The following is a 23,170-nucleotide window of genomic DNA, read 5'->3' on the forward strand; positions in this document are numbered from 1 at the left end:
CCGGCGAGGATCAGTCTGCGCACGGCTGGTTCGTCTCTGATACTTGCACCCGTGCCGCTACCCGACCCGGGCCACGGCGTGACGTGCATGGGGGTAGCCACCGGATATGCGTCCAGGCACTTGGCAATGGCGGCGGGAACGGGTCCGCGTCAGGTCTCTCGCGCTGGTCTCGGTGGCGCTGGTCGCGCTCACGTTCGTCGCCGGTATCGCGAACACCACCACGGCCGACCACGGCGCTGCTCGCCCGGCCGGCACCTCGAACCCGGGATCCGTGGCAGGACCACCAGTTCCGGCGGGCCCAGCGATGGGCGTGCGGCCGGCGGCGATCGTCCTCCCGCTGAGCGGGAGCACCCCCCAGTCCGCGAGCACCCCCCAGTCCGCGAGTGTCCCCCGGACGGCGAGCGCCGGGCGCTGCCCGCCCCACACCAGTCTCGCCAGTGCCTCCGGGCCGTGCGTCGCTCCGCCCGAGGTCTCCTGCGTCGCCGCGGCCGGTGCGCGGGACCGGGCCTGCACCGAGCCGGCCACGGCGAGCTGCCCCGGCGGCTGGGCCCGCGAGGGTGAGATCTGCACCCGCCCCGCCGACCTCGTGTGCGGTGGCGGTGAGCCGCCGGCCGACGGCCAGTGCGTCACCGCCACGACGTGGACCTGCGCGCCCGGCTGGACCCTCGACGATGCCACCTGCCGGGCCCGTGCGACGCCGACCTGCCCGGCGGACTGGACCATGGACGGTGGGACCTGCGTCGCCGACACCGAGTGGACCTGCCCCGGCGGCGGAACCCTCAGCGGGCGGACCTGCGTCGCACCCGTGCGGTATGTCTGCGATGACGGCGTTCCGGCGCAGGGGCAGTCCTGTAACCGGCCCGCGGCCACGTGCGGCGTCAACTGGCGGCTCGTCGGGAACCAGTGCGTCAACGAGGCGGAGCGCTGTACCGGGGTGTCGGAGGTGGACGGCTGTTCGTTCCCCGTCTGCTCCGCGCCGTCGTCGCGGTTCGACGGGGTGGGCACGTGTGTCGCCGAAGCGCGGCCGGAATGCCGCGAGGACTGGCCGCCCTCCTCGCAACCGCCCGGCTGCCTGTCCGACGCCACGCCGACCTGCCCCGGCGGCATCGTCCCGGACGGGGCTGGTCGCTGCGTGACGAGCACGCAACAGGTCTGCCGAGGCATGACCGACGTCGGTCCGGACGAGACGGGCCAGTGCACCGCCAGAGCGAAGCCCACCTGCGCTGGGAACCTCGAGCCCGAGGAGGACACCGGGCGGTGTGTCGCGCCGGCGATCGCGACCTGCGCCTCGGGCCAGCCGACCGGTGGCGACGGCCCCAGGCGCTGCACCCGACCGGTGAGCTGGACCTGCGCGGACGGGGCATCGCCCGACGCGGCCCACATCTGCTCGTCCACCCGTATCCTGCGCTGCCCGGCCGGTACCTCCCTCGATGGCGACATGTGTGTGGGCCCGGCCTGCCCGGCCGGCACCCTGCTTGCGGGGAACCGTGAGTGCGTCCCGCCGGTGGCGCGATGCCCGTCGGGCACGACGCGGGACGGGGCCGGGCTGTGCCACAGCGCCCCACCCGGCTGTCCCGAGGGCTACACCGCGACCTCGTCCGGGGTGTGCGCACAGCTCGTGCCAGCATGCCCTCCCGGCACAACACGGACCGCCGGGGGCCTGTGCCGCCTGCCGGATCCCAGGCCGCCGCGCGGCGTGGAGAACGCACACTCGCGAAGCCCTGCGGCCGGCCCCAGTACCAGCGCAGGCAGCGAGGCCGAGCCATCGCCAGTCGTCATCAGCGAGGAGTGGCCCGCCGCACGCGCAGCGCTGGTGGCGGCGACGGTGCTGACCGTCGGGCTGTTGATGGCAGGCAGCGGAGTCCTGCTGTGGAGGCGGCGGTCAGGATCGACGGCGGTTCCCGACGAGCAGCGGGCCGGCGCCGTCTCTCCCGCCTTCCCGCCCATCGCGCCGGTTTCGCCGCGGCCGCCATCCTCCGCGCCGTGTCCAGCCGATCCTGATGAGCCTGACAAGCCGACACCGTTCCCGAACCAGTCGCCTTCCGCGCCAGGCCTGAGTCGATCCGGGGCCGGCCTGTTCGCGACATCACCATTCGACGGCGATCGAGAGCGCCGGCAGGTACGTCTGGAAATCCGTACCCGCGTCCCGCGATCCTCGGTGCGAGAACGAGCACCCGCGTTCGAACCTCCCAGGCTGCTGCTTCGGCCCGACCGCACGATGACGACCTCCGCGCCGCGGACAGCCCACCCACCGGCTCGGGTCGTTGCCAGCAGGCCACGCCTGGCCCGGGATGACCTCATCCCGCTGGCATCGCGCCCAGTCCTTGTGAGGACCGGCGCGGTCCCTGTGAGGACCGGCGCAACGCCCTCGGGAACCCGCGGCGAACCCGTCGCCATCTGCCTGCGGCAGACGGTGACGACCATCAGCGACGCCGTCACTGGCGCCGTGGACGCGACGTCGCCGGAGGAACGCCGGCTACCGAGCGTCCGTCTGCAGATCCTCACCGTTGCACCCCCACCCCGCGAAGGAGAACCTGCATGCCTGCCACCGATCCGGACCTGACGTCCTCCCCGGATCACCCCACGGCCCGAAGGCCGGGTCATCCTCCGGGATCCCCGACGACGCGTCCGGACTCCCCCGACGAGATCGCCGGTGACCCCGCCGGCCCAGCCGGGGACACGTCGTCGGCAGGGGACGCCTCACCAGCGGGGGAAACCGGGTCGGCAGCGGACGCGGCGAGTCCCCTGCTCACCAGCGCCGGCTCTCTTCTGTTCCAGGCCGACGACGCCGTCCCCGAACTCCACGACCTGCTGACCGAGCAGCTCCCCGAGGTCTGGACCCGCCTGACCCGGACCGGGATCGGGCTCGACCTGGTGGCTCAGGTGACCGGTGAGCTGGCCGCCGAGATCGTCGGCCTCGTCCAGATCGACGTCGTCGGCGCCGCGCTGCGCGCCTGGGCGGGATCCCAGAGCGCGCGGACAGCGGCCCGCGCATCCGCTGGCCCGCCGCCGAGCACTCAGACGTTGGTCCTCGGCCCGCACACGCTGACCTCCGTGGTTGAGCGGTCGATCGAGATCCTGGTCGGCGATCTCCAGGTCGCAAGCATCCCCATCAGCCTGGAGCTGAGCGTCGATGCGTCACACGCGAGCGTGACCGCGCAGGCCGGCCGACTGGTCCGGCTACGTCCAGGTCCGGCCGAGATCGCACTCACCCTGTCCGTGGCGTCACGGGTGGTGCGCACGGCGCGGGGCGCACTCCCGCTGCCGGCGTCCATCCCGCTGGGCCGCTGGGCGCCACTCGACGAGGACCCGCTCCCGGACCGTGGCAGCGAAACCGCCCCGCCCGAACCCGCCGGGGCTCCGGGGAGGCTGCCGCGCCAACGCGTCTGAGGCCGTCGCTCGCGCCAGCACCACGGCGGGTCGGGCGTGGCTGGCGGCGCGCGGACGGTCGGCCGCCGGCCCATCGGCCGGATCGCCGGCTGTCCCGGGGCCAGCTGATGTCAGGCGGCCAGATCGACGCGGATATCGGGATCGTTGTCCGGCAGTATCACAACTGTTCCGTCACCGCGATGCCAGCCGGCGGGCAGCAGAAACCACCGCCCCGCATTATGCAGCAGCACGCGGAGACCGTTGTACCGGAAGGCGTAGCGGGAGTTGCTGGAATCCAGTTGAACATGCATGACCCCCCGTCCGCTGATGTATAGCTTCTGCCGGCTGAAGACGATGGCCTGTGGCTGCGTGACAAGGGTCCGCTCGAGCGCACCGGCGGCCGCCCGGCCGCGATCCGCCCCGATGTTCGCGGTCAGCCAGAAGACCGAGATGATGATCAGGATCGCCAGTGCGCTGATACGGGTGGCCCGGCCTGCCGCCAGCGTCCGTCGCATACCGGCCGGGGTGGCCGCATGGCGCTCGACAAGCGCGAGGCCGTAGCCGGTGACCAGCGTGGCGCAGCCCAGGGCAATAGGAGCGGCCAACGGTTGTGACCCGATCTCCCTGGCCGGCGTCACCAGGCCGGTCACGGCCACGCCCATCAGCGCCACCGCCGCGGTTGCCAGCAGGCCTACGGCGACGGCGCCGGTTCGTCCGGTGCAGCGTGCCAGTTCCGCGGTCACCACCGGCTGGGCGATGATCGCGACGGCGGCGACAACGGCCAGGACCGCCAGTGGGACGAACGCCACCCCCGCGCTGCGGATCAGGTAGTCGGTCGTGGACAAACCCACGGTTCCGAGATCGACACCGAAATGGCGGTAGAACTCCCGCTCGCGGGTGTATCCAAAGAAATAGAACATCGCGGTCAGCAGGCTGGCCGGCGCGACCACCCGGCCGATCAGCTCGAGGACGGTGCTCAGCTGCACGCCCGCGGGCTCAACGGCACCACCGGTACCCGGCCGGGCCCCGGAGCTGCCGGCTCCGGAATTGTTGGCTCCGGAATTGTCGGCGGGGCCGGATTCCGCGTCGGGATGAGGCGGGCCTTCGGCAGGCGGGGAACCTTCGTCAGAAGCAGACATGTCAGCGAATCGGCCTCAGGTGATGGCGCTCAGGTGCCTGTCGGCACGGGCAACGGGTCACCGCTCTGCCCCTCATCGCTCTGCCCCTCGTCGCCGTCCGAGCCGGCCGGCGACTGATCGACGGGCGGCGATTCCGGCCCCGGCGGCGGCTCCGAAGCAGGCTCGGTGGTCGGGGGTGGCTCCTGCGTCGGGGGAACCACCTGCTCGTTCGGAACCTCCCGCTCGTTCCCGGTCTGGGTTTCCGGTGACTCCGCGGGGGAGGTCGGCGGCCCAGCATCGCGTGATTCCCGCACCTCCGGCTCAGGCACCGTCGACTGCGCGAACCGGGCGTTGTTGACCACGTCCGCGGCGGCCTCGTCGTCGGCCGGAAGAACAAAACAGAGACCGGCGGGGGCATCGGAGCACAGCGGACTTCCCGGCCGCTCATCGGTGATCGCGATGATGTAGCTCACCTGCTGGTCCCCTGCCGTGCCCGCCGGCATCGCTTCGCCGTGCGGTGCGCTGCCTACCGGGGCGGCCTGCTGCACCGAGCCGGAGCTCGCCGGGGATCCACCCGCGGTTCCGGCGGGCGCGCCGACCTTCGCGGCGGTGATGCAGAGCTGCTTCGCCGCGCACGGCGGAGCGTTCTCGGTACTGTCACGTATCGTGGACGTGCATTCGCTGCTGGCCACGATCTCACTGGCGTCACGACACGCCTCGGCCATCTCCTTCGCCTGCGCCTCGGTGATCTGCAGCCGCGCCATGTCCTGCAGCGGAGCCTGGACGTCGCCGCCGACGGCCGGGGCATTCGGCTGAAGCGGGAGGCTGGTCGGCTCTGTGGGCAGGGCCGCTGCCAGGCTCTCGGACCGTGACGGATCCGCCCCACCGCCACAGGAAACGGCGATCACGACCGCCGCGATGACGAAAAGTACCGGAAGCACCCTGGAGCGCTCGCACCTCAGCATCGCGGCATGCATTTCCCCGGATTTCTCCTTGAGCTGGGTGGAGAGGTTGCCAAATCGCGGCCATCGTAGGTACGGCATTTCCTTGATCGCCAACCGGCGGCAGAAACCGGGGGTGACATCGCAGCCGAACTGGTGAATTCAGGCTCGAACCGGGCACGGATGGACGCGTCACCCGCGACGGTGTTGCCGCCGGCCCGCCCACGGTGTCCTCGCGGGGATGCAGGGGCGGTCAGCGGGTCCGGGCTCCACCCGAAGTGACCAGTGGCCTCGAACCGGCCCGGTATAGCGCGAGCATTGCGTTCGCCTCCTCGCATCTGTTGAGATGTGGACGACATCGAGGTAGGAGGCGCCTGTGAACGAGCAAAACGGCGGTTCGGCGGAGGACCTCGCGACATACTTTCTTTCCGCGGAGGGTCTGCGCGGTGTCGAGGTAACACCGCACAGCCACGGAACCGGAACGTCGACGAGCGTGCGCGACTTCGAATACAAGGGTCATCAGGCGAGGATCGAGACCACCTACCGCATCACGATCGACGGAAAACCCCTGGTCGGCCATGTCGAGGCGCTCCCCTCGGGGGAGGTTCACTACCACCGGTTCCCGCAGTACGCACCGAACTCCGCCGTCGACGTGGTGAAAACCATCATCGACACCAGTCTCTGGGAGAAGCCGGCCGTCCCTGACGAACTGGCGGCCGAACACGGGCCCGAGCAGCCAGAACACGAACATCACGGGCACACCGAACACGGACCTCACGGGCACACCGAAAGTGCCCATGGAGATCAGCGTGCGGACGAAGGCCACCGGTGACCGCCGTCCGGACCCACATCCTCGACGACCTCACCGCGGCACAGCGCTACCTTGACGCGGCCGTCGGCCTGAGTACGGAGCTCACCTCGGTCACCGCCCGCTCCGCGAGTCAGGTACTCGCGCGGGTGATCCCCGGGTTCCGCATGCGCGGCATCGAGCAGCGACTGTCGGTGTGGGATCTGTTCGTCATCTGGCACTGGGCCTCCATGCAGCTGACGACGTCACCCGAAACCGCCATGCGCAATCGGGCCCATGGCGGCCCGGTGTTCCTGCCGTGGCACCGGATGTACCTCCTGCGGCTGGAACAGCAGCTCCAACGGCACAGCGGCGTGGCCGACGCCGGCCTGCCCTACTGGGACTGGGCCGTGGCCGGCGGTGATCTGACCCCCGACCAGCAGCTCAACCATGTCCTCTGGACCGACAAGTTCCTGGGCCCGCCGCGGGGCTCCGTCACGACGGGCCCGCTCGCCGCCCACATCGTCCGGATCGAAGAGCGTGACGACGGCCTCTGGTCCGTTCCACCCCGGCCGATCGCGCGCGCGGCCGGCACCCAGGTCGGCACCCTCCCCCGGTCCTCCGACGTGCGGGCCGCGCTCAACAGCGATCGTTACGACCGTGATCCGTGGGATATCTCGGTCGTCTCTCATCGCAACCTCGTCGAGGGCTGGGTGAACGGGCCCCGGATGCACAATCGCGTGCACGTCTGGGTGGGCGGCGACATGCTGCCCGGCACCTCCCCGAACGATCCGGTCTTCTTCCTGAACCACTGCAACGTGGACCGGATCTGGGAGTCCTGGATGACCCGCCACGGCCGGACCTACGAGCCCGGGCAGGACGTGCGGGGAGCGCCGGTGGGCCATCGGATCGACGACGACATGATTGCCCTGCTCGGCACGTCGTTCAGGCCAGGGCAGGTACTCGATGCCAGCGCCTGGTACTCCTATGACGTCCTGCCGTAACGCCTGACTGCCCTGACCCCGGGCGAGCAGTTCGCCCGGGGTCAGGAAAACGCAACAACGCCTTCCTCACGCCTACAGCCGCGGGTCGACCGGCTCGGACTCCAGGGCCAGCACCGCGAACACACATTCGTGGACCCGCCACAGCGGCTCCCCCGCCGCGGTCCGTTCGAGTGCCTCCAAGCCCAGCGCGTACTCGCGGAACGCCAGGGAGCGTTTGCGGCCCAGCCCCCGCTCGCGCAGCCGGTCCAGGTGCACCGCCTCGGTGTAGTCGGCGCCGTAGATGATGCGCAGGTACTCCCGGCCCCGCACCTTCACGCCGGCCAGGGCCAGCCCTCGTCTTCCCCGGGCCAGGCCCGCGAACGGCTTGACCACCATGCCCTCGCCGCCGGCGGCGGTCAGTTCCTCCCACCACCGTGTTCCGGCGGCCACCGATTTCGGGTCGGCCGGGTCGACCCGGATCCGAGCGGTGGTGGCCAGCAGGTCCGGATCGGCGGCGGCGAGGCGGTCCGCCACCGCCAGATGCCACAGGTTGTCCCGGTCCAGGTAGGTCGTCGCGGTCTGCCCGTCCCCGGCGCGGGTTCCCACGCCCGCGGCCGGACCCGCGTGGCTGGTCGGCGGGGCTCCCCCGGCTGCCAGCAGCATGAACGGCGCGAACCGCAGGCCGGCCAGGCCGTCGACGGGCCAGCAGTACGGCTGGTACGCCGCCGTGAACGCGTCCGCGTTGGCCGCCCGGCCGCGGGTGCGTTCCAGCAGGTCCGCGACGTCGACACCGCGGCCCACGGCCCGGGCCAGGGCGTCGACGGCGACCGGGAGCGCGGCGCGGGCCGCCGCGCCGGTGGCCGCGTACTGGCGGCGGATCAGGGCGTGGGCCTTGGCGCTCCACGGCATGATCTCCCCGTCGAACACCGCCCAGCCGGCCGCCAGCTCGTCCCACAGGCCACTGGTGGTCATCGCCGCCCGGAGCCGGGCCAGCAGCGCCTCGGTCAGGTCCGGGGCGAGGAACGGCCGGCCGGTCCGGGTGTAGACCGCGCCGGTGACCCCGTCGGGCGCGCCGAATCGCCCGCGGGCGGTGGCGGCATCCCGGCAGACGACGACCACGGCCCGCGAACCCATGTGCTTCTGCTCGCACAGAAGATCCTCGACACCGTCCGCACGGTAGGCCTCGAAGGCCTCCACCGGATGTTCGAGCAGGCCCGGCAGGGTCGTGGTCGGCGGCGGGCTCATCGTCGGCGGAAGGTAGACGAGCCAGCGCGGGTCGACGGCGAAGCGGCTCATCACCTCCAGCGCCGCGAGCGCGTTCGACTCCTCGATCCGCACGCGTCCGCCGTGGCGCGTCTCGACGAACCGGCGGCCGAGGACGTCGTTGACGTGAAGCGTGTCAGGGCGCGCCGTCGGGCCGGTGGTGCTGTCGCCCGAAGCGCCGGTGTCGATGACCAGGGTGGCCGGGCCGGTGTCACGGGCGCCGGAGGCCCCGGCGGCGGGCGGGTCGACGGCGCCGTCGCCGACGGACGCCGGTGCTTCCTCGGGCCGCGTCGCAGGTCCCTCCGCCGGTCGCTCGGCGGGCTGTTCCGCGGGGTGCTCCGCGGGGTCCTCCGCCAGCGGGCGTCGCGGCTCGAAGTACTCGCGGGCCGCCGGCACGGACACCAGTTCCCGCTCCGGGTAGCGCAGCGCGGTGAGACGTCCACCGAACACACACCCGGTGTCGAGGCACAGGGTGTTGTTCTCCCACCGCGGCTCCGGGACGGGGGTGTGGCCGTAGAGCACCATCGCCTTGCCCCGGTAGTCGCGGGCCCACGGGTAGCGCACCGGCAGCCCGTACTCGTCGCTCTCACCGGTGGTGTCCCCGTAGAGCGCGAAGGACCGGACCCGGCCGGAGGCCCGGCCCTGGTAGGCCTCCTTCAGCCCGGCGTGCGCGACGACGAGACGTCCGCCGTCGAGGACGAGATGCGAGACCAGCCCGTCGCAGAACCGTTCGACCTCGGTACGGAACTCGGGTGTCTCCCGGCCGAGCTGCGCCAGCGACTCGGCGAGACCATGCCCGATCCGCACCTGCCGGCCGCGCAGGGCACGGACGAGCTTGTTCTCGTGGTTGCCGGGCACCGCGAACGCCTCGCCGGCGGCGACCATGCCCATCGCCAGCCGCAGGACCCCTGGCGTGTCGGGCCCGCGGTCCACCAGGTCGCCGAGGAAGATGACGCGCCGGCCTTCCGGGTGGGTGCCGCCGACCGCACGGCCCTCGTCGTCGCGGCGCAGCCGGTAGCCCAGCCGGATCAGCAACGCCTCCAGTTCGTCACGGCAGCCGTGCACGTCACCGATCACGTCGAACGGGCCGGTGAGCTCGCGGCGGTCGTTGAGCAGCGGGGTGTACTCGATCGTCGCGGCGGCGATCTCCGCCTCGGAGCGCAGGACGTGCACGCGGCGGAAGCCCTCACGGGCCAGCCCGCGCAGTGACCGGCGCAGCTCGCCGTGCTGGCGGCGGACGACGTGCGCGCCGAAGGCCCGGTCCGGTCGCTCCGCGTTGCGCGCGACGCAGACCGACTCCGGCACGTCGAGCACGATGGCGACGGGCAGCACGTCGTGCGCTCTGGCCAGCTCCACCAGGCGGGCGCGCGACGTCCGCTGCACGTTGGTCGCGTCCACGACGGTCAGGCGCCCGGCGGTGAGCCGGCGGGCGGCGATGAAGTTCAGGACGTCGAACGCGTCCGCCGTCGCGGACTGGTCGTTCTCGTCGTCGGCGACGAGCCCGCGGCAGAAGTCCGACGACAGCACCTGGGTCGGCAGGAAGTGCCGGCGCGCGAACGTCGACTTGCCGGAGCCGGTCACCCCCACCAGGACGACGAGGCTCGGGTTGGGAATCGCCAGCGGCTCGCTCGGCGTCTCGATCGGCGGCTCGTTCAGCGGCTCGTTCAGCGGCTCGGACGGGAGCTGGCTCGTCTCGCTCATCGGTTCGCCCCTCGCGCCGGCGCCGCCAGCTCCAGGACCGCGAGCTGGGTCGGCTGGCCGACCTCGGGGTCGTCGGCACCGATGCCGCCGATCCTGGCGCGGTACGGGTAGCCGGCCACGAGGTCGTCGATCCAGGCGGTGAACTCGGCGCGGGTCCATTCGAAGCGATGGTCCCGATGCCGCAGATCGCCGGGGGGCAGTCCCTCGTAGCGCACGTTGTACTCCCGGTTCGGAGTGGTGATGAGAAGGGTCCCGGGCCGCGCATGCCCGAGCAGGACGTCGGCGAGCACCGGCAGCCGGGGCGGGTCGACGTGCTCGACCACCTCGGAGAGCACGATCGCGTCCAGCCCGGTGAGACGGTCATCCCGGTACAGCAGCGAGGAGACGACCAGGCGGACCCGTTCGCGGTCGCGGTCGGACATCTGCTCGACGTGCAGTCTGCGGGCGGTGAGCTCGAGCGCGCGGTGGGAGACGTCGACCGCGACGATCTCGGTGAAGGCCCGGTCGGCGACCAGACGGGCCACCAGCCGGCCGGCACCGCAGCCGACGTCGGCGACGCGGCGCGCGCCGGCCGCCCGCAGCTCGGCCAGGATCGCGCGGCGCCGCTGCTCCGCCAGCGTCAGCGTCAGCGCCGGCGCGTCGCCGCTGTTCACCGCGTCGGTGCCGGACCCGGCCGCCGCGCTCAGCCCCTGTCTCACCCCCGGGCTCAGGCCCGGTTCCGCCGTCTCGACCGGGCCAGCTTCCGCTTCCGCCGCCGGTTCCGGGTTCCCGGTGCCGTCGGGTTCCGCGTCCACGGCCGGATCTGGTTCCGTCGCGTCGGAGGTGAGCCGTCCCGGTTCGAAGCCGTCGGGGATGCCCTCGGCGGTGAGGTCCTCGGCCACGGACAGCTGCGTCAGCGCCGCCGTCGCCAGGCCGGTGCGGTGGGCGAGGTAGCGGCGTGCGATCAGCCGCTGCTCCGGGTGGCCGGGCAGCCAGCGGGCACCTTCACGGACGAGCTTGTCGATCTCGTCCCGACCTACGTGGTAGTGCTTGGCGTCATCGAGCACGGGCAGGAGGACGTAGACCTGGGTGAGGGCGTCCGCCAGCAGGGCGGTGCCGGTCAGCGTGACGTCGTGATGCGGCGCGTCACCCCAGTCCGGGAAGTTCGGGTCGAGCGGCAGCGGGTTCGCCTCGACCTGCCAGCCCAGCGGTTCGAACAGCCGCCGGACGAGGTCGGCGCCGCCACCGCGGCACGGCAGCGACGGAAGCCGGATGCCCAGCGGCAGCGGCGTCGCGACCAGCTCCGGCCGGGCCCGGCAGCGGCCCGCCATCGCCGTCGAGAAGACGGCCGCCATCGCGACCGCGAGCAGGCTGGACGCCGCGTACGGCCGATCGTCCACGTAGTGCGCGCCGGCGGTGTCCCGGCCGCCGCCGGCCTGCCCCCGACGGCCGGCGGATCGCGAGCCTCCCCGCACCAGTCCCACCGGGTCGACCTCCAGCAGCAGTGCCGCGGTGCAGCGCGCGTCGGTCGCCTCGGGGTAGAAGACGTGCGCCTGACCGGCCGCCGTGTCGAAGCGATGAACCCGGTCGGGGTGCTTGTGCAGCAGGAAGCCAAGATCGGTCGCTGGCTGGTAGGTCGTCGACACCGTCAGGAACATGGCGAGGATTCTGGCGGATCGGACAGTCGGCGTCGCGTGAGTATTCCGCTGGAGCGCCGGGCCGCGGCACGGATCGAAGCCGGTGAGCCGAGCAGGCCACAGCCACCAGCGAAAGATATAGATCTTTACAGCTCCGAGCGGTACGGTGAGGCCACCAGCGTGCGCCTGCCACGCGAGCAGGACATCCCAGGAGGGCCGATGTTCACGCAGACCGCGGACCAGGACCTGCTCGAGGCCACCACGGAGCAGTACCTCGCGGCCACCTACCCACCCACACGCATCCGTGAGCTGTCCCGGCAGGACTCGACCTTCGATCCGGTGCTGTGGAAGCGGGGCGCCGAACTCGGCTGGACGTCGCTGCTGGTCCCGGAGGGCTCCGGGGGCGGGTCGGTCAGCGGGAACGGCCTCGCCGATCTCCTCGCGGTCGCCTTCCAGTTCGGGCGGCACGCCGCGCCCGGGCCGCTGATCGGGACGAATGTGGTCGCCGCGGCGCTGGGCCGGTGGGGCAGCAAGGAGCGGCACGGCGGGCCGCTGGCGGAGCTGCTCGACGGAGCCGCCACCGCCGCCTGGGGGTACTCGCCGGGCACCGGGCCGCGCGCCGGTGCCGCGGTGCGCGCAACCCGGTCCAGTGACGGTCTCCTCCTGGACGGGGTGGTGCCCTGCGTCGAGAGCGGCGCACCGAACGGCTACCTCCTGGTCGCCGCCTCCGACGGCAACACCGCCGCTGGCGGGGATGACGCACGGTCGCACTACCTGGTTCCGCTCGACGCCCCCGGTGTGCGGACCTCCCCCCTGGGCGGCATAGACCTCACCCGGCGCCACGTTTCGGTGACGCTGCAGGGGGTCGCCGTGCCGGCGACCGCCCAGGTCGGTGAACCCGGGTCCGCCGACGACCATGACGAGCTGCTCCTCGATCTCACCGCCGTGCTGCAGGCCGGCGAGATCGTCGGTGCGATGGAGCGCGCCTTCGCGATGACCCTTCGGTGGGTGCAGGACCGGTACTCCTTCGGGCGACCGCTCGGGTCGTATCAGGAGATCAAGCATCGGATGGCCGACCTGCGCACCCAGCTCGAGGCGAGTGCGGCGGTCACCGAGAAGGCCGCGCGGCGCGTCGGTGAGGGCGCGCCGGACGCGCGCTCGTGGGCCAGCGCGGCGAAGGCGCACGTCGGACGGGTCGGTCCGGAGGTCATCCAGGACTGCGTCCAGCTGCACGGCGGTATCGGGATCACCTTCGAGCACGACCTGCACCTCCACCTTCGGCGCGCCACCCTCGACGCGCAGCTGTTCGGCACGCCGGCCGCCTTCGCCGACCGGCTCGTGGGCCTGACCGAGACCGCGCTGACCGAGACCGCCCGGGATGGTGGCAAGTGAGCGAGACCATGATCGACGTCGCCGAGTTCGCGGCGCGCGCCCGTGCCTGGCTGGCCGAGAACCTGCCGCCCGCGAATCCCGAGCGCGACACCTTCTTCCTCTACGCCGCCACCCATCCCACCGACGAGGAGGTGCTCGCGCGGGCCGCGACCTGCCGCGAGCTGCAGCGCCGGCTCTTCGACGGCGGGTTCGCCGGCATCTGCGTGCCGACGCGGTACGGCGGGCAGGGGCTGACCCCGGCGCACCAGGCCGCGTTCAACCGGGAGATCAAGGGCTACGACTATCCCGCCGAGATCCAGGCGTCCACCTTCATTCCCTGCATGGCTGTGCTGCTGGAGTTCGGGACGGAGGAGCAGAAGCTGCGCCACATCCCGCGGATGCTGCGCGGCGAGGAGATCTGGGTCCAGCTCCTGTCCGAGCCGGGCGGCGGCTCGGACGCCGCCGGCGCGGTCACCACCGCCACCCGCGACGGCGACCGCTGGATCCTCAACGGCTCGAAGGTCTGGACGACGTCCGGCTGGTGGGGCGACTGGGCGCTCTGCCTGGCCCGCACGAACTGGGACGTCGCGAAGCACCAAGGCCTGACCGTGTTCAGCCTGCCGATGTCAGCCCCGGGGCTGGAGATCAGCCAGATCGAGCTGGTGAACGGTTCGAAGGACTTCTGCCAGGAGTTCCTCACCGACGTCGTCGTGCCCGACGCCGACCGGATCGGCGACGTCGACGCCGGGTGGAACGTCATGGGCCGCTGGCTGTACCACGAGCGCACGATCTCGGGCGGCTCCCCCTACGTGACCGGCGGCGGGAACCGGCCGAACGACGGCCCGTACGAGACCGCGGCGATGATCGAGGCCGCCCGCCGGCTCGGGACGATCGACGACAGCCGCACGCGGGCCCTCCTCGGCGAGGCCCAGACGAGTTCCCTCGTCCTGCGGGCCCTGGTCGAGTCCGTCACGCGCAAGATGGCCGGCGGTGTGCTCCCCCACCACGCGGCGGCGATGACGCGGCTGTTCGGTGGCACGACCAACGCCCGCCGCGCGGCGATCGCGACGGAGCTGTACGGCGGCGCGGGAGTGGTCTGGGCCCCGGGTGAGGAGACCGCCGCCCAGGTCGGGCTCAGCTACCTGGCCCGACAGGCCGCCTGCATCGGCGGGGGCACCACGGAGATGGCCCGCAACGTCATCGCCGAGCGGCTCCTCGGCCTGCCGCGCGAGCAGCGCGCCGACACCGGCGCCTTCCGGGACGTTCCCCGCGGACCACAGGCCAGCGGGAGTCCGTGAGCGACGGGCCTTTGCGCCGCCGCACCAACCCGAGTAGAAACATCTATACATCTTTCACCTGGCCGGGAGGCAGTCATGGCAGCTGAGCAGGGACCGGAGCCGGTGGCGCCGCGGCCGGTCGACGCCGACAACCACTACTACGAGACCCTCGACGCCTTCACGCGCCACCTCGACCGGAAGTTCCGCGACCGTGGGGTGCGCGTCTTCCAGGACGGCCGGCACACCGAGATGGTCATCGGCGGGAAGGTCAACGGCTTCATCCCCAACCCGACGTTCGACCCGGTGATCGTCCCAGGCTGCCTCGACCTGCAGTTCCGCGGCCAGATCCCGGAGGGGGTCGACCCGCGCAGCCTCACCAGGGTCGAGCCCATCCGGCCCGAGTACCGGGACCGGGAGGCACGGCTGGCGACGATGGACGCCCAGGGCCTCGACGCGGTGCTGCTCTTCCCGACCCTGGGCTGCGGCGTCGAGCAGGCGCTGCGGTTCGACGTCCCGGCCACGATGGCGAGCCTGGGCGCCTTCAACCGCTGGCTCGAGGACGACTGGGGCTACTTCTACCAGGAGCGGATCATCTCCGCGCCGATGATCTCGCTGGCCGACCCGGAGGCGGCGCTCGCCGAGGTCGACCGGGTGCTGGGCCTCGGCGCGCGGGTCGTCCACGTCCGCCCGGCCCCCGTCCCGACCGGGACCGGCAAGGGCCGCTCGCTGGGCAACCGTGCGCACGACCCCGTCTGGGCCCGACTCGCCGAGGCCGGTGTGCCGGTCGCGTTCCACCTCGGCGACAGCGGATACAACGCGATGGTGGGCGCGCCCTGGGGCGGCGCCGAGGAGTTCGCCCCGTTCCGCGCCCCCGACCTGCTCGGCAGCGTGCTCGTCGGCGACCGGGCCATCCACGACACCGTCGCGAGCCTGATCGTCGACGGCGTCTTCACCCGCCACCCGACCCTGAGGGTGGCCAGTATCGAGAACGGCTCCGACTGGGTCTACCCCCTGGTCAAGGGCCTGCGGAAGCTGGCGAACCGGGTCCCGTCGAGGTTCGCCGAGGACCCGCTGGACACGATCCGCAAGCACATCTGGGTCACCCCGTACTACGAGGAGGACCTGCGCAAGCTCGCGGACACGATCGGCGTCGGCCGGGTCCTGTTCGGCTCGGACTGGCCGCACGGCGAGGGCCTGGCCGACCCGGCGGCGTTCACCGACGAGCTCACCGCGTTCAGCCCCGACGAGGTGCAGCTGATCATGCGCACCAACTGCGCCGAGCTCATCGGGCTCCCCACCTCCTGACCCGGGACCGGCGGCCACCCGCGGCCGTCGGGACGAGTTCACTGATGCGCGGCGTGGGCCCCCCTCACACGAGCACCTCCGGGGGGAGCAGGCGCCGCGCGACCTTGCCGGTCAGCAGCCGCGGCAGCTCGGTCAGGAACACGACCGAGCGGGGGCATTTGTAGTGGGCGGCGCGACCCCGGGCGAAGGCGATGAGCTCGGCTTCCAGAGCGGCCGGATCAGCGGGCGGCGTCTCCGGCTCGACGATGGCACGCACCGACTCCCCCATCTCGGCGTCGGGCACGCCGATCACGACCACGTCGGCGACGGCTGGATGCAGGATCAGCACGTCCTCGATCTCACGCGGGTAGATGTTCACCCCACCCGAGATGATCATGTTCGAGACCCGGTCGGTGAGGTAGAGGTAGCCCTCCTCGTCGACCCAGCCGACCTCGCCGAAGGTGGCCCACCCACGCTCGTCGAACGCGTCGGCCGTCTTCTCCGGGTCACCCTGGTACTCGAACCGCTGGGGCGACTCGAAGTACACCCGGCCCTCGGTGCGCGGCGGCACCTCGGTGCCCGTCTCGTCGACGATGTGCACCGCTCCGAGCATCGACTTTCCGACCGACCCCGGGTGGGCGAGCCACTCCTGCGGCCCGATCGTGCAGAACCCGGCGCCCTCGCTGCCGGAGTAGTACTCATGCACGATCGGCCCGAGCCACTCCAGGACGGCCCGCTTGACCTCGGGCGGGCAGGGCGCCGCCGCGTGCACCACGGTCTTCAGGCTCGACAGGTCGAACCGGGCCCGATCGGCCTGCGGCAGCTTCAGCAGCCGGACCAGGTGTGTCGGCACCACCTGGGTCAACGTCGCCCGGTGCCGCTCCACCAGGCCGAGGAAGTCCAGCGCGTCGAACCGATCGGCGCAGACGACCGTCCCGCCGATCCGGTGGATCGCGGTCGCCCAGCCCAGCGGGGCGGCGTGGTAAAGCGGCGCCGGGCTCAGGTAGACGGTCGACTCGTCGCCGCCGTACAGGAAACGGATCATCGCGGTGAACCGGCTGGGCTCGCCGAGCGGGGCACCGACCGTCGCCGGCCTGATCCCCTTCGGCCGGCCGGTGGTCCCCGACGAGTAGAACATCCAGGTGCCCTCGCACTCGTCGTCGATCGGCGAGGTGGGCTGAGCACCGATGACGTCCTCGTACCGGTCGAACCCGTCGATCGGCCCGCCGACAGCCAGCCGCACCTTCACCGCCGGCGCGTCGATCCCGGCGACCACGTCGGTGCACGCCACGGAGGTCACCAGCGCGGCGGCACCGCAGTTCTCGACGACGTACCCCGCCTCGGCGGTGGACAGGTGCCAGTTGATCGGGGTGACGAACAGGCCGGCACGCAGCCCGGCCCAGATCACCTCGAAGTACTCGGCCCGGTTGTCCATCAGCACGGCGAGGTGACTGCCGACACCGAGGCCTAACGATCTGAGGGCGTGCGCAAGCTGGTTCGAACGCGCGTCGAGCTCCCGGTACGACACCACCCGGTCGCCGATGATCACCGCCGGCCGCTCCGGCGCGGACACCGCGAACCGCTTCGGATGCTCGATTTCCATGCAGGCTCCCTGCGGTAGAGGCGACTCAGGACGGTCGGCCCGGGTTCGACTGTCCGGTCTGGGCCGGTTCAGGCGGTCGCGTTCTGGGCGAGGTCCAGGGCATGTACGCCGAGCTGCTTCTCGAAGCGGCCCTGGTCGAAGCTCCGGACGGAGACGTCGTGCCCGGCGGCCGCGGCCCGCAGCGCGCCGACGGTGGACTTCTCCCTGGGCAGGTGGGCGAACGGGTCGAACGAGTACCAGCGGCACGCGTTCTCGAAGGTGATCTTGTTGATCTCGTCGTCCGGCACGCCGGCGGTGACCGCCGCCAGCTCCTCCGCGGCCGAGGGCCAGGACGAGTCCGAATGCGGGTAGTCGCATTCCCATGAGATGTTGTCGATGCCGATGTCGTGGCGCAGCTTCACCCCGACCGGGTCGGCGATGAAACAGGTGAGGAACCGCTCGCGGAAGATCTCGCTCGGCATTTTTCCGCCGAAGTTCTGACCGGTCCACAGGTGATGCATCTCGTAGGTCCGGTCGATACGGTCCAGGAAGTACGGGATCCACCCGGTACCGCCCTCGGAGAGCGCGATCCGCAGGTCCGGGAACTCCTTGATCACCCGCGACCACAACAGGTCCGCGGCGGCCTGGCAGATGTTCATCGGCTGCAGCGTGATCATCACGTCGATCGGTGCGTCCGCCGCGGTCACCGACAGTTTCCCGGATGACCCGAGATGGATCGACAGCACCGTTCCGGTGTCCGACAGCGCCTTCCACACCGGGTCCCAGTAGGTGTCGTGGAAGCTCGGGTAACCCAGTGTCGCCGGGTTCTCGGTGAACGTCAGCGAGTGACAGCCCCTGGCCGCGTTCCGGCGCACCTCCGCGGCACACAGCTCGGCATCCCACAGAATCGGCAGGCCCATCGGGATGAAGCGGCCGGGATGGGCACCGCACCATTCCTCGATATGCCAGTCGTTGTAGGCCCGGGTCACCGCAAGCGCGAGGTCCTTGTCCTGCGCCGCGGTGAACAGCCGGCCGCTGAAGCCCGGGAACGACGGGAAGCACATCGACCCCAGAACCCCGCCGGCGTTCATGTCCCTGACCCGCTCGTGCACGTCATAGCAGCCCGGGCGCATCTCCTCGAACGCGGTCGGCTCGACCCCGTACTCCTCCCGCGGCCGTCCCGCCACCGCGTTCAGCCCGATATTGGGGATCACCGAGCCGTTGAACGTCCAGACATCACTGCCCTCATCCGTCCGGACGACCTTCGGCCCTGCTTCGACGAACCGCGCCGGCAGGCGCCCCTCGAAAACGTCAGGCGGCTCGACGAGGTGATCGTCAACACTCACCAGGATCATGTCATCTGCGTTCACAGCACCCTCACCTCGTATGTCACCTGGCAAGCACATTCGTGCACTGTTGCTGAAATATGGAAAAGCCGCCGCCGATGGCGGTCACTCCCCCGGCTGTACCTCGTAGAACTGGGTCGCCCAGCGGCGGTAGGCCATGTACGGCTTGGCGTCCTGCCTGGCCAGGATGGGACGCTCGATGTACTCCTGGTAACGCCAGATCCCGAGGTCGTCGTCGAGAGTGGAGAGGAACTCCTTCTCCACCCGTTCGAGCACGTCCGGTGGCGGAACGTCGGAGCTGTCGCCCGGGATCCGGGGCCACCAGATCGAGTAGAACATGTCCGAGGCGCCGTCCTCGACGGGCGTGGTCGCGAAGATGAGACGGTAGTTGTCCACACCGGCGAACGCGCTGATCGCACCGCCGAGGCCGAACAGGTAGCTGTGGATCCGCAGGACCATCGCGTCGGGATCGCCGCTGCGGCGGTCGGGCCAGCCGGTCTCGAACAGCCACCCGTGGTCGTCGGCCTTCCAGTCCCGCAGGACCGGCGTCACGGTGGAGTGGTGGACGTACTGGAAGTGCATGCTGTCGGCGGCGTTCTCACCCGGGATCTGCGGGTGCACCGGCTCGCGCTCCATCTTGCGGGACAGCGCCGGGTAGGGCGGATAGTAGGCGTCGGGATCGGTCTCGAACTGCGAGAAGATCCGGAAGATGTCGGTCATCGGCCAGCGCGGTGCCTCGCCCTGCGGCTGATGCCAGACGAACACGCAGCCGTACTGCTCATACACCGGGTAGACCCGCAGGTGGGCGGCGCGGTTGGGCTTGTCCTGGTACGGGATGTAGTGGTTCCTGCCGTCCGGCCCCCAGCCCCAGCCGTGGAACGGGCACTCGACGCAGTCACCGTTGACCTTGCCGCCGTACCCGAGGTGGGCACCCATGTGCCGGCAGTGGGCCGCCAGCACATGCACCTCACCGGACTCATCGCGGTAGGCGACGAGCTCCTCGCCGAAGTAATGAAGCGGCCGGACCTGACCCGTGCGGAACTCGGCCGACCAGCCGACCATGAACCATCCGGTGGGCTTCCAGGTGAACGGAACCTTCATGCGACGTCCCCTCGTCGAAAGCTCTAGATTTATCTTGCACCGGGCCGGGTGCGCCGGCAAGGGTGCGGACGGCGGCCGGGGCGGCGGCCTCACCGGCAGCAGGCCCCTCCCGAGGAGCCTCGGGACCCCGACACAGGCGCGGACCGATCGACCGCCCTCGACCACCCTCACTAATAATATCTATACATATTAAGTGGCTCGCGGTCATCATGCCGCCAGCTGTGCGGTGACCGGCATTCGGAGGCGTGCATGGACCTGTCGTTGGACGAGGCGTCGCGAGCGGCGCAGGAGCTGGCCACGGCCGTGCTCGCCCGCAGTCCGGGGCTCGCGGCGGCCCGGGCCGCCGAGCCGCTGGGGCACGACCCGACGCTGTGGGCGCAGCTGTGCGCGACGGGACTGCCTGGGCTCGCCATCGCCGAGAAGCACGACGGCGGCGGCGCCGGCCTGCACGCGCAGGTCATCGCGGCGATCGAACTGGGGCGGGCCCTCGCGCCAGTGCCGTTCGCCGAGCACGTCGCGGCGGCTCGGCTGCTCGCCGCCGTCGCGCCGGACCATCCCGACCTGCCCGCCGTCGTCGCCGGGGAGCTGATCGCGACGCTGGCACCGCGGGTGCACGCCGGCACCGCCGTCGCGGTGCCGGCGGGGGCGGTCGCCGGGCTGGTGCTCGCGGTGCGCGACGGTCAGCTGGTCGCGGCACGCTCCGTCCCGCCCGGCATCGCCATGGCCAACCAGGGCGACCTGCCGGTGGCCGACCGTGATCTGCGTGAGGCGGTGGTCCTCGGCGGCCCGGCGGCGGTGGCGGCGTTCGCGCGGGCCCGGTCGGAATGGCTGATCCTGATGGCTGGTTGGCTCGCCGGACTCGCCGACGGCGCGCTGGAGCTGGCGACCCGATGGGTGAAGGAACGCGTTCAGTTCGGTGTGCCGATCGGATCGTTCCAGGGGGTGCAGCACGGCCTCGCGGACCTGCCGGGGCTGATGGACGGGGCCACGCTGCTGTCTCGGGAGGCGGCCTGGAGCCTGGACAGCGGGCAGCGGTCGGTGACCGGAGCCGACGGGGATCAGCTCGCGGCGATGGCGGCGTTGTTCGCCACCGAGGCGGCACGGCAGGCCTCGGACCGGGCGGTCCAGTACCACGGCGGCCTCGGGGTCTCCCTGGAGCACGACGCGCAGCTGTTCTTCCGCCGCGCCCGCGCCTACCCCGCGCTCGCCGGCGCGCCCCGTGCACTGGCCCGCGAGCTGGGCCGCGACCTCGTGGACGGCCGGTCGACCACCGCGAACGCCCCGGTGCTCACCGGCACCGTCGCGCAGACCGGTGCGCCGACCGGGTCAGCCGCGTCGGGCCTGGGCGGGACGGACTTCACCCACAACCCGTCCGTCGCCGCGTTCGCCGCCGAGGTCCGCGACTTCGTCCGTTCCTGGTTGACCGACGAGGTCCGCCACGAGGCACGCCGGACCGGCACCGTGCACGTGCCGGCGCTGCACCAGGCCCTCGCCGAGCGAGGCTGGCTTGCCGCGTCGGCACCCGGCGGCCGCGCCGCGCGGGATCCCTACGAGCTGGCCGCTCTCTTCCGGGAGCTGGAGCTCGCGGACGCTCCCTACCACGGCATCGGCACCACCATGATCGTCGCAGGTGTGCTCGACCAGATCGGGAGCCCGGCGCTGCGGGCCGACGTCCTGCCTCGGCTGCTGGCTGGCGAGGCGACCGCCGTACTGGGTTACTCCGAGCCCGGCGCGGGCTCCGACGTCGCGTCCGCGCGGACCCGGGCCACCCCCGTGGACGACGCGCACACCTCCTGGCGGATCAACGGGCAGAAGATGTGGACCACCCTGGCCCACACCGCCGCGCACTGCCTGTTGCTGACCCGCACGAATCCCGATGTGCCCAAGCACCGCGGCCTGACGATGTTCCTCGTCCCGCTGGACACCCCGGGGATCACGATCCAGCCGATCCACACGATCGCCGACGAGCGGACCAACATCGTCTTCTATGACGACGTGATCGTTCCGGACTCCTGCCGAGTCGGCGGGGTCGACGAGGGCTGGCAGGTCATGGCGGTCGGGCTGAGCCTGGAACGCGGTGTCATGGGCAGCACCGCGACCCTCGAGCCGCTGCTCACCGCGGTGACGGCCTGGGCCCGCGTCCCCGCGCCGGCGGGCAGCTGGCAGGAAGGGGAACGACCGGGCGACGACCCCGCCGTGCTGACCGCGATCGCGCGGGCCAGGGCCGACGCGGAGGTCTCCTTCCTGCTCACCCAGCGGACCGCCTGGCTCAACATCGCCGGCCAGTCTCCCGCCGTCGCGGGCACGATCGCGAAGCTGTTCGCCTCGACCGCCTACCAGCGCGACAGCCGCGAACTCCAGGACGTCTCCGGCCTCGGCGGCATCCTGCGTGCCCCCGCCAGTGGGAGCTCCATCGCGTCGGCCGCCGGCGGCGAGATCGAACGCGCCGCCCGTCACTCCAGCGCGGTCACCATCCAGGGCGGCACCACCGAGATCGCCCGCAACCTCGTCGCCGAACAGCGCCTCGGCCTGCCGAAGACCCGCCGAGGCACCCGTACCTCCGCCGACCAGGCAGGGACGACACCGAAACAGAATCCCGTGCCCTGACCGCCCGCCGGTCCGTTCACCGGCCGACCCGCGGATCGGCTTCGGGGGCGGCGTGACGTCGCCGGGCGGCAGCTCGGCGGCGTCACGGGAGCAGGCTGGGATCGGAGCGCAGTTCGGCGCGGACAGCGGACTCCCAGAAACCGACGAAGCCGTCGCCGTCGGAGTTCTTCAGGTGGTTCAGGAAGCCCGCCGGGAGGACCGGGGCCGGGGAGCCGCCCGCGGCACGGACGTGCCAGGCGCGCTGACAGCGCTGTTCCAGCGCCACGGCGCGCTGGAAGATGGCGCGGGCGGAGCCGCCGAGCACGAAGACGCCATGGCCCGCGAGGAGGGCGAGGTCGCCGCCGTGCATGGCGTCGATCGCCCCCCGGGCGGTGGTGGGATCGTTGACGGGGCCCTGGTACTCGTTGACGAGGACGAGGTCGCCGCCACCGCCCAGCGCCGAGCTCTGGTCGTAGATCGGTGGGATCTCGCCGAGATCCGCCCAGACGGTGCCGTAGAGCGGATGGTTGTGCACGGCCCAGGTGACGTCGGTACGCGCGGAATGCAGCGCGAGATGCAGCGGAATGCCAAGCGGGACGGGCCAGTCCCCCTCGACCACCCTGCCAGCGAGGTCGATGCGGATGACCTGCTCCGGGCGCAGCTCGTCCCAGCGGACCAGCCACGGGTTGCACAGCAGGGTGCCATCCGGCTGCAGGGCCGTGATGTGGCCGGCCAGGTGGTCGTTGTAGCCCTGCCGCCACAGGGCCCGGGCCAGCAGCGCGATCTCCTCCCGGGGGGTGAGCTCCGGCATGAGTTTCTCGGCGGTCGGGATGAACGTCATGGTC

General features: G+C 71.7%; 16 protein-coding genes. 7 read left to right on the plus strand and 9 right to left on the minus strand.

What is annotated here, in order from left to right; translation table 11 throughout:
• Window positions 1–57 precede the first annotated feature (57 nt).
• The gene (locus ACG83_RS44710) at window positions 58–1,395 is read right to left on the minus strand and encodes a hypothetical protein (protein WP_152991577.1); all 1,338 of its coding nucleotides are present in this window, start codon (window positions 1,393–1,395) and stop codon (window positions 58–60) included.
• Window positions 1,396–2,538: 1,143 nt separating this feature from the next.
• Between ACG83_RS44710 and ACG83_RS31135 the strand changes: the two genes are divergently transcribed.
• Window positions 2,539–3,390, plus strand: coding sequence for a hypothetical protein (locus ACG83_RS31135; protein WP_054569827.1), 852 nt, complete (start codon window positions 2,539–2,541; stop codon window positions 3,388–3,390).
• Between the two features lie 110 nt (window positions 3,391–3,500).
• Here ACG83_RS31135 and ACG83_RS31140 read toward each other — a convergent pair whose 3' ends face one another.
• Both ACG83_RS31140 and ACG83_RS31145 read right to left on the minus strand, forming a co-directional pair.
• Complete coding sequence (locus ACG83_RS31140; RefSeq protein WP_152991578.1) at window positions 3,501–4,319, minus strand: hypothetical protein; 819 nt, start codon at window positions 4,317–4,319, stop codon at window positions 3,501–3,503.
• A 218-nt stretch (window positions 4,320–4,537) separates the two neighbouring features.
• Window positions 4,538–5,464: a hypothetical protein gene (locus tag ACG83_RS31145; protein ID WP_054569829.1), complete on the minus strand. Its 927-nt coding sequence runs from the start codon at window positions 5,462–5,464 to the stop codon at window positions 4,538–4,540.
• A 340-nt stretch (window positions 5,465–5,804) separates the two neighbouring features.
• Between ACG83_RS31145 and ACG83_RS31150 the strand changes: the two genes are divergently transcribed.
• A complete protein-coding gene (locus tag ACG83_RS31150) occupies window positions 5,805–6,260 on the plus strand; it encodes a hypothetical protein (protein ID WP_054569830.1) in 456 nt (151 codons plus the stop codon).
• Window positions 6,257–7,219 carry a tyrosinase family protein gene (locus ACG83_RS31155; RefSeq protein WP_054569831.1) on the plus strand — a complete coding sequence of 321 codons (963 nt, stop codon included), beginning with the start codon at window positions 6,257–6,259 and terminating at the stop codon, window positions 7,217–7,219. Before ACG83_RS31150 ends, ACG83_RS31155 begins: the two co-directional genes overlap by 4 nt.
• Window positions 7,220–7,291: 72 nt before the next feature.
• Here ACG83_RS31155 and ACG83_RS31160 read toward each other — a convergent pair whose 3' ends face one another.
• Window positions 7,292–10,162: a polynucleotide kinase-phosphatase gene (locus ACG83_RS31160; RefSeq protein WP_083473733.1), complete on the minus strand. Its 2,871-nt coding sequence runs from the start codon at window positions 10,160–10,162 to the stop codon at window positions 7,292–7,294.
• On the minus strand, window positions 10,159–11,799 hold the full coding sequence (locus tag ACG83_RS31165; protein ID WP_054569832.1) for a 3' terminal RNA ribose 2'-O-methyltransferase Hen1: 1,641 nt from the start codon (window positions 11,797–11,799) through the stop codon (window positions 10,159–10,161). The genes ACG83_RS31160 and ACG83_RS31165 overlap by 4 nt, the downstream gene beginning before the upstream one ends.
• A gap of 198 nt (window positions 11,800–11,997) precedes the next feature.
• On the opposite strand from ACG83_RS31165, the gene ACG83_RS31170 reads away from it, so the two are divergent.
• From ACG83_RS31170 to ACG83_RS31180, 3 genes are all read left to right on the plus strand, one after another.
• Entirely contained in the window at window positions 11,998–13,170 is a 1,173-nt protein-coding gene (locus ACG83_RS31170; protein WP_054569833.1) for an acyl-CoA dehydrogenase family protein, read from the plus strand.
• Entirely contained in the window at window positions 13,167–14,447 is a 1,281-nt protein-coding gene (locus tag ACG83_RS31175; RefSeq protein ID WP_083473734.1) for an acyl-CoA dehydrogenase family protein, read from the plus strand. Before ACG83_RS31170 ends, ACG83_RS31175 begins: the two co-directional genes overlap by 4 nt.
• A 75-nt stretch (window positions 14,448–14,522) precedes the next feature.
• Window positions 14,523–15,731, plus strand: a complete 1,209-nt coding sequence (locus ACG83_RS31180; protein ID WP_054569834.1) for an amidohydrolase family protein — start codon at window positions 14,523–14,525, stop codon at window positions 15,729–15,731.
• A 64-nt stretch (window positions 15,732–15,795) separates the two neighbouring features.
• Here ACG83_RS31180 and ACG83_RS31185 read toward each other — a convergent pair whose 3' ends face one another.
• The 3 genes from ACG83_RS31185 to ACG83_RS31195 all read right to left on the minus strand — a co-directional run bounded on the left by ACG83_RS31185 (window position 15,796) and on the right by ACG83_RS31195 (window position 19,739).
• Complete coding sequence (locus ACG83_RS31185) at window positions 15,796–17,313, minus strand: acyl-CoA synthetase (protein ID WP_054569835.1); 1,518 nt, start codon at window positions 17,311–17,313, stop codon at window positions 15,796–15,798.
• A 68-nt stretch (window positions 17,314–17,381) separates the two neighbouring features.
• The gene (locus ACG83_RS31190) at window positions 17,382–18,662 is read right to left on the minus strand and encodes an amidohydrolase family protein (RefSeq protein ID WP_083473735.1); all 1,281 of its coding nucleotides are present in this window, start codon (window positions 18,660–18,662) and stop codon (window positions 17,382–17,384) included.
• 81 nt (window positions 18,663–18,743) lie between these two features.
• On the minus strand, window positions 18,744–19,739 hold the full coding sequence (locus ACG83_RS31195) for a Rieske 2Fe-2S domain-containing protein (protein WP_054569837.1): 996 nt from the start codon (window positions 19,737–19,739) through the stop codon (window positions 18,744–18,746).
• A gap of 249 nt (window positions 19,740–19,988) precedes the next feature.
• Here ACG83_RS31195 and ACG83_RS31200 point away from each other — a divergent pair, with 249 nt between their 5' ends.
• Complete coding sequence (locus ACG83_RS31200) at window positions 19,989–22,346, plus strand: acyl-CoA dehydrogenase (RefSeq protein ID WP_054569838.1); 2,358 nt, start codon at window positions 19,989–19,991, stop codon at window positions 22,344–22,346.
• Window positions 22,347–22,428: 82 nt separating this feature from the next.
• On the opposite strand, the gene ACG83_RS31205 is transcribed toward ACG83_RS31200, so the two are convergent.
• The gene (locus ACG83_RS31205; RefSeq protein WP_054569839.1) at window positions 22,429–23,166 is read right to left on the minus strand and encodes a class II aldolase/adducin family protein; all 738 of its coding nucleotides are present in this window, start codon (window positions 23,164–23,166) and stop codon (window positions 22,429–22,431) included.
• Between the last annotated feature and the right edge of the window lie 4 nt (window positions 23,167–23,170).

The sequence above is a fragment of the Frankia sp. R43 genome, assembly GCF_001306465.1.
GTDB classification, from domain to species: domain Bacteria; phylum Actinomycetota; class Actinomycetes; order Frankiales; family Frankiaceae; genus Parafrankia; species Parafrankia irregularis.

Coding starts and splice junctions, on each gene's coding strand:
- ACG83_RS31135 (WP_054569827.1), top strand. CDS start 2,539: ATGCCTGCCACCGATCCGGACCTGACGTCCTCCCCGGATCACCCCACG.
- ACG83_RS31145 (WP_054569829.1), bottom strand. CDS start 5,464: ATGCATGCCGCGATGCTGAGGTGCGAGCGCTCCAGGGTGCTTCCGGTA.
- ACG83_RS31160 (WP_083473733.1), bottom strand. CDS start 10,162: ATGAGCGAGACGAGCCAGCTCCCGTCCGAGCCGCTGAACGAGCCGCTG.
- ACG83_RS31165 (WP_054569832.1), bottom strand. CDS start 11,799: ATGTTCCTGACGGTGTCGACGACCTACCAGCCAGCGACCGATCTTGGC.
- ACG83_RS31170 (WP_054569833.1), top strand. CDS start 11,998: ATGTTCACGCAGACCGCGGACCAGGACCTGCTCGAGGCCACCACGGAG.
- ACG83_RS31180 (WP_054569834.1), top strand. CDS start 14,523: ATGGCAGCTGAGCAGGGACCGGAGCCGGTGGCGCCGCGGCCGGTCGAC.
- ACG83_RS31185 (WP_054569835.1), bottom strand. CDS start 17,313: ATGGAAATCGAGCATCCGAAGCGGTTCGCGGTGTCCGCGCCGGAGCGG.
- ACG83_RS31195 (WP_054569837.1), bottom strand. CDS start 19,739: ATGAAGGTTCCGTTCACCTGGAAGCCCACCGGATGGTTCATGGTCGGC.
- ACG83_RS31200 (WP_054569838.1), top strand. CDS start 19,989: ATGGACCTGTCGTTGGACGAGGCGTCGCGAGCGGCGCAGGAGCTGGCC.
- ACG83_RS31205 (WP_054569839.1), bottom strand. CDS start 23,166: ATGACGTTCATCCCGACCGCCGAGAAACTCATGCCGGAGCTCACCCCC.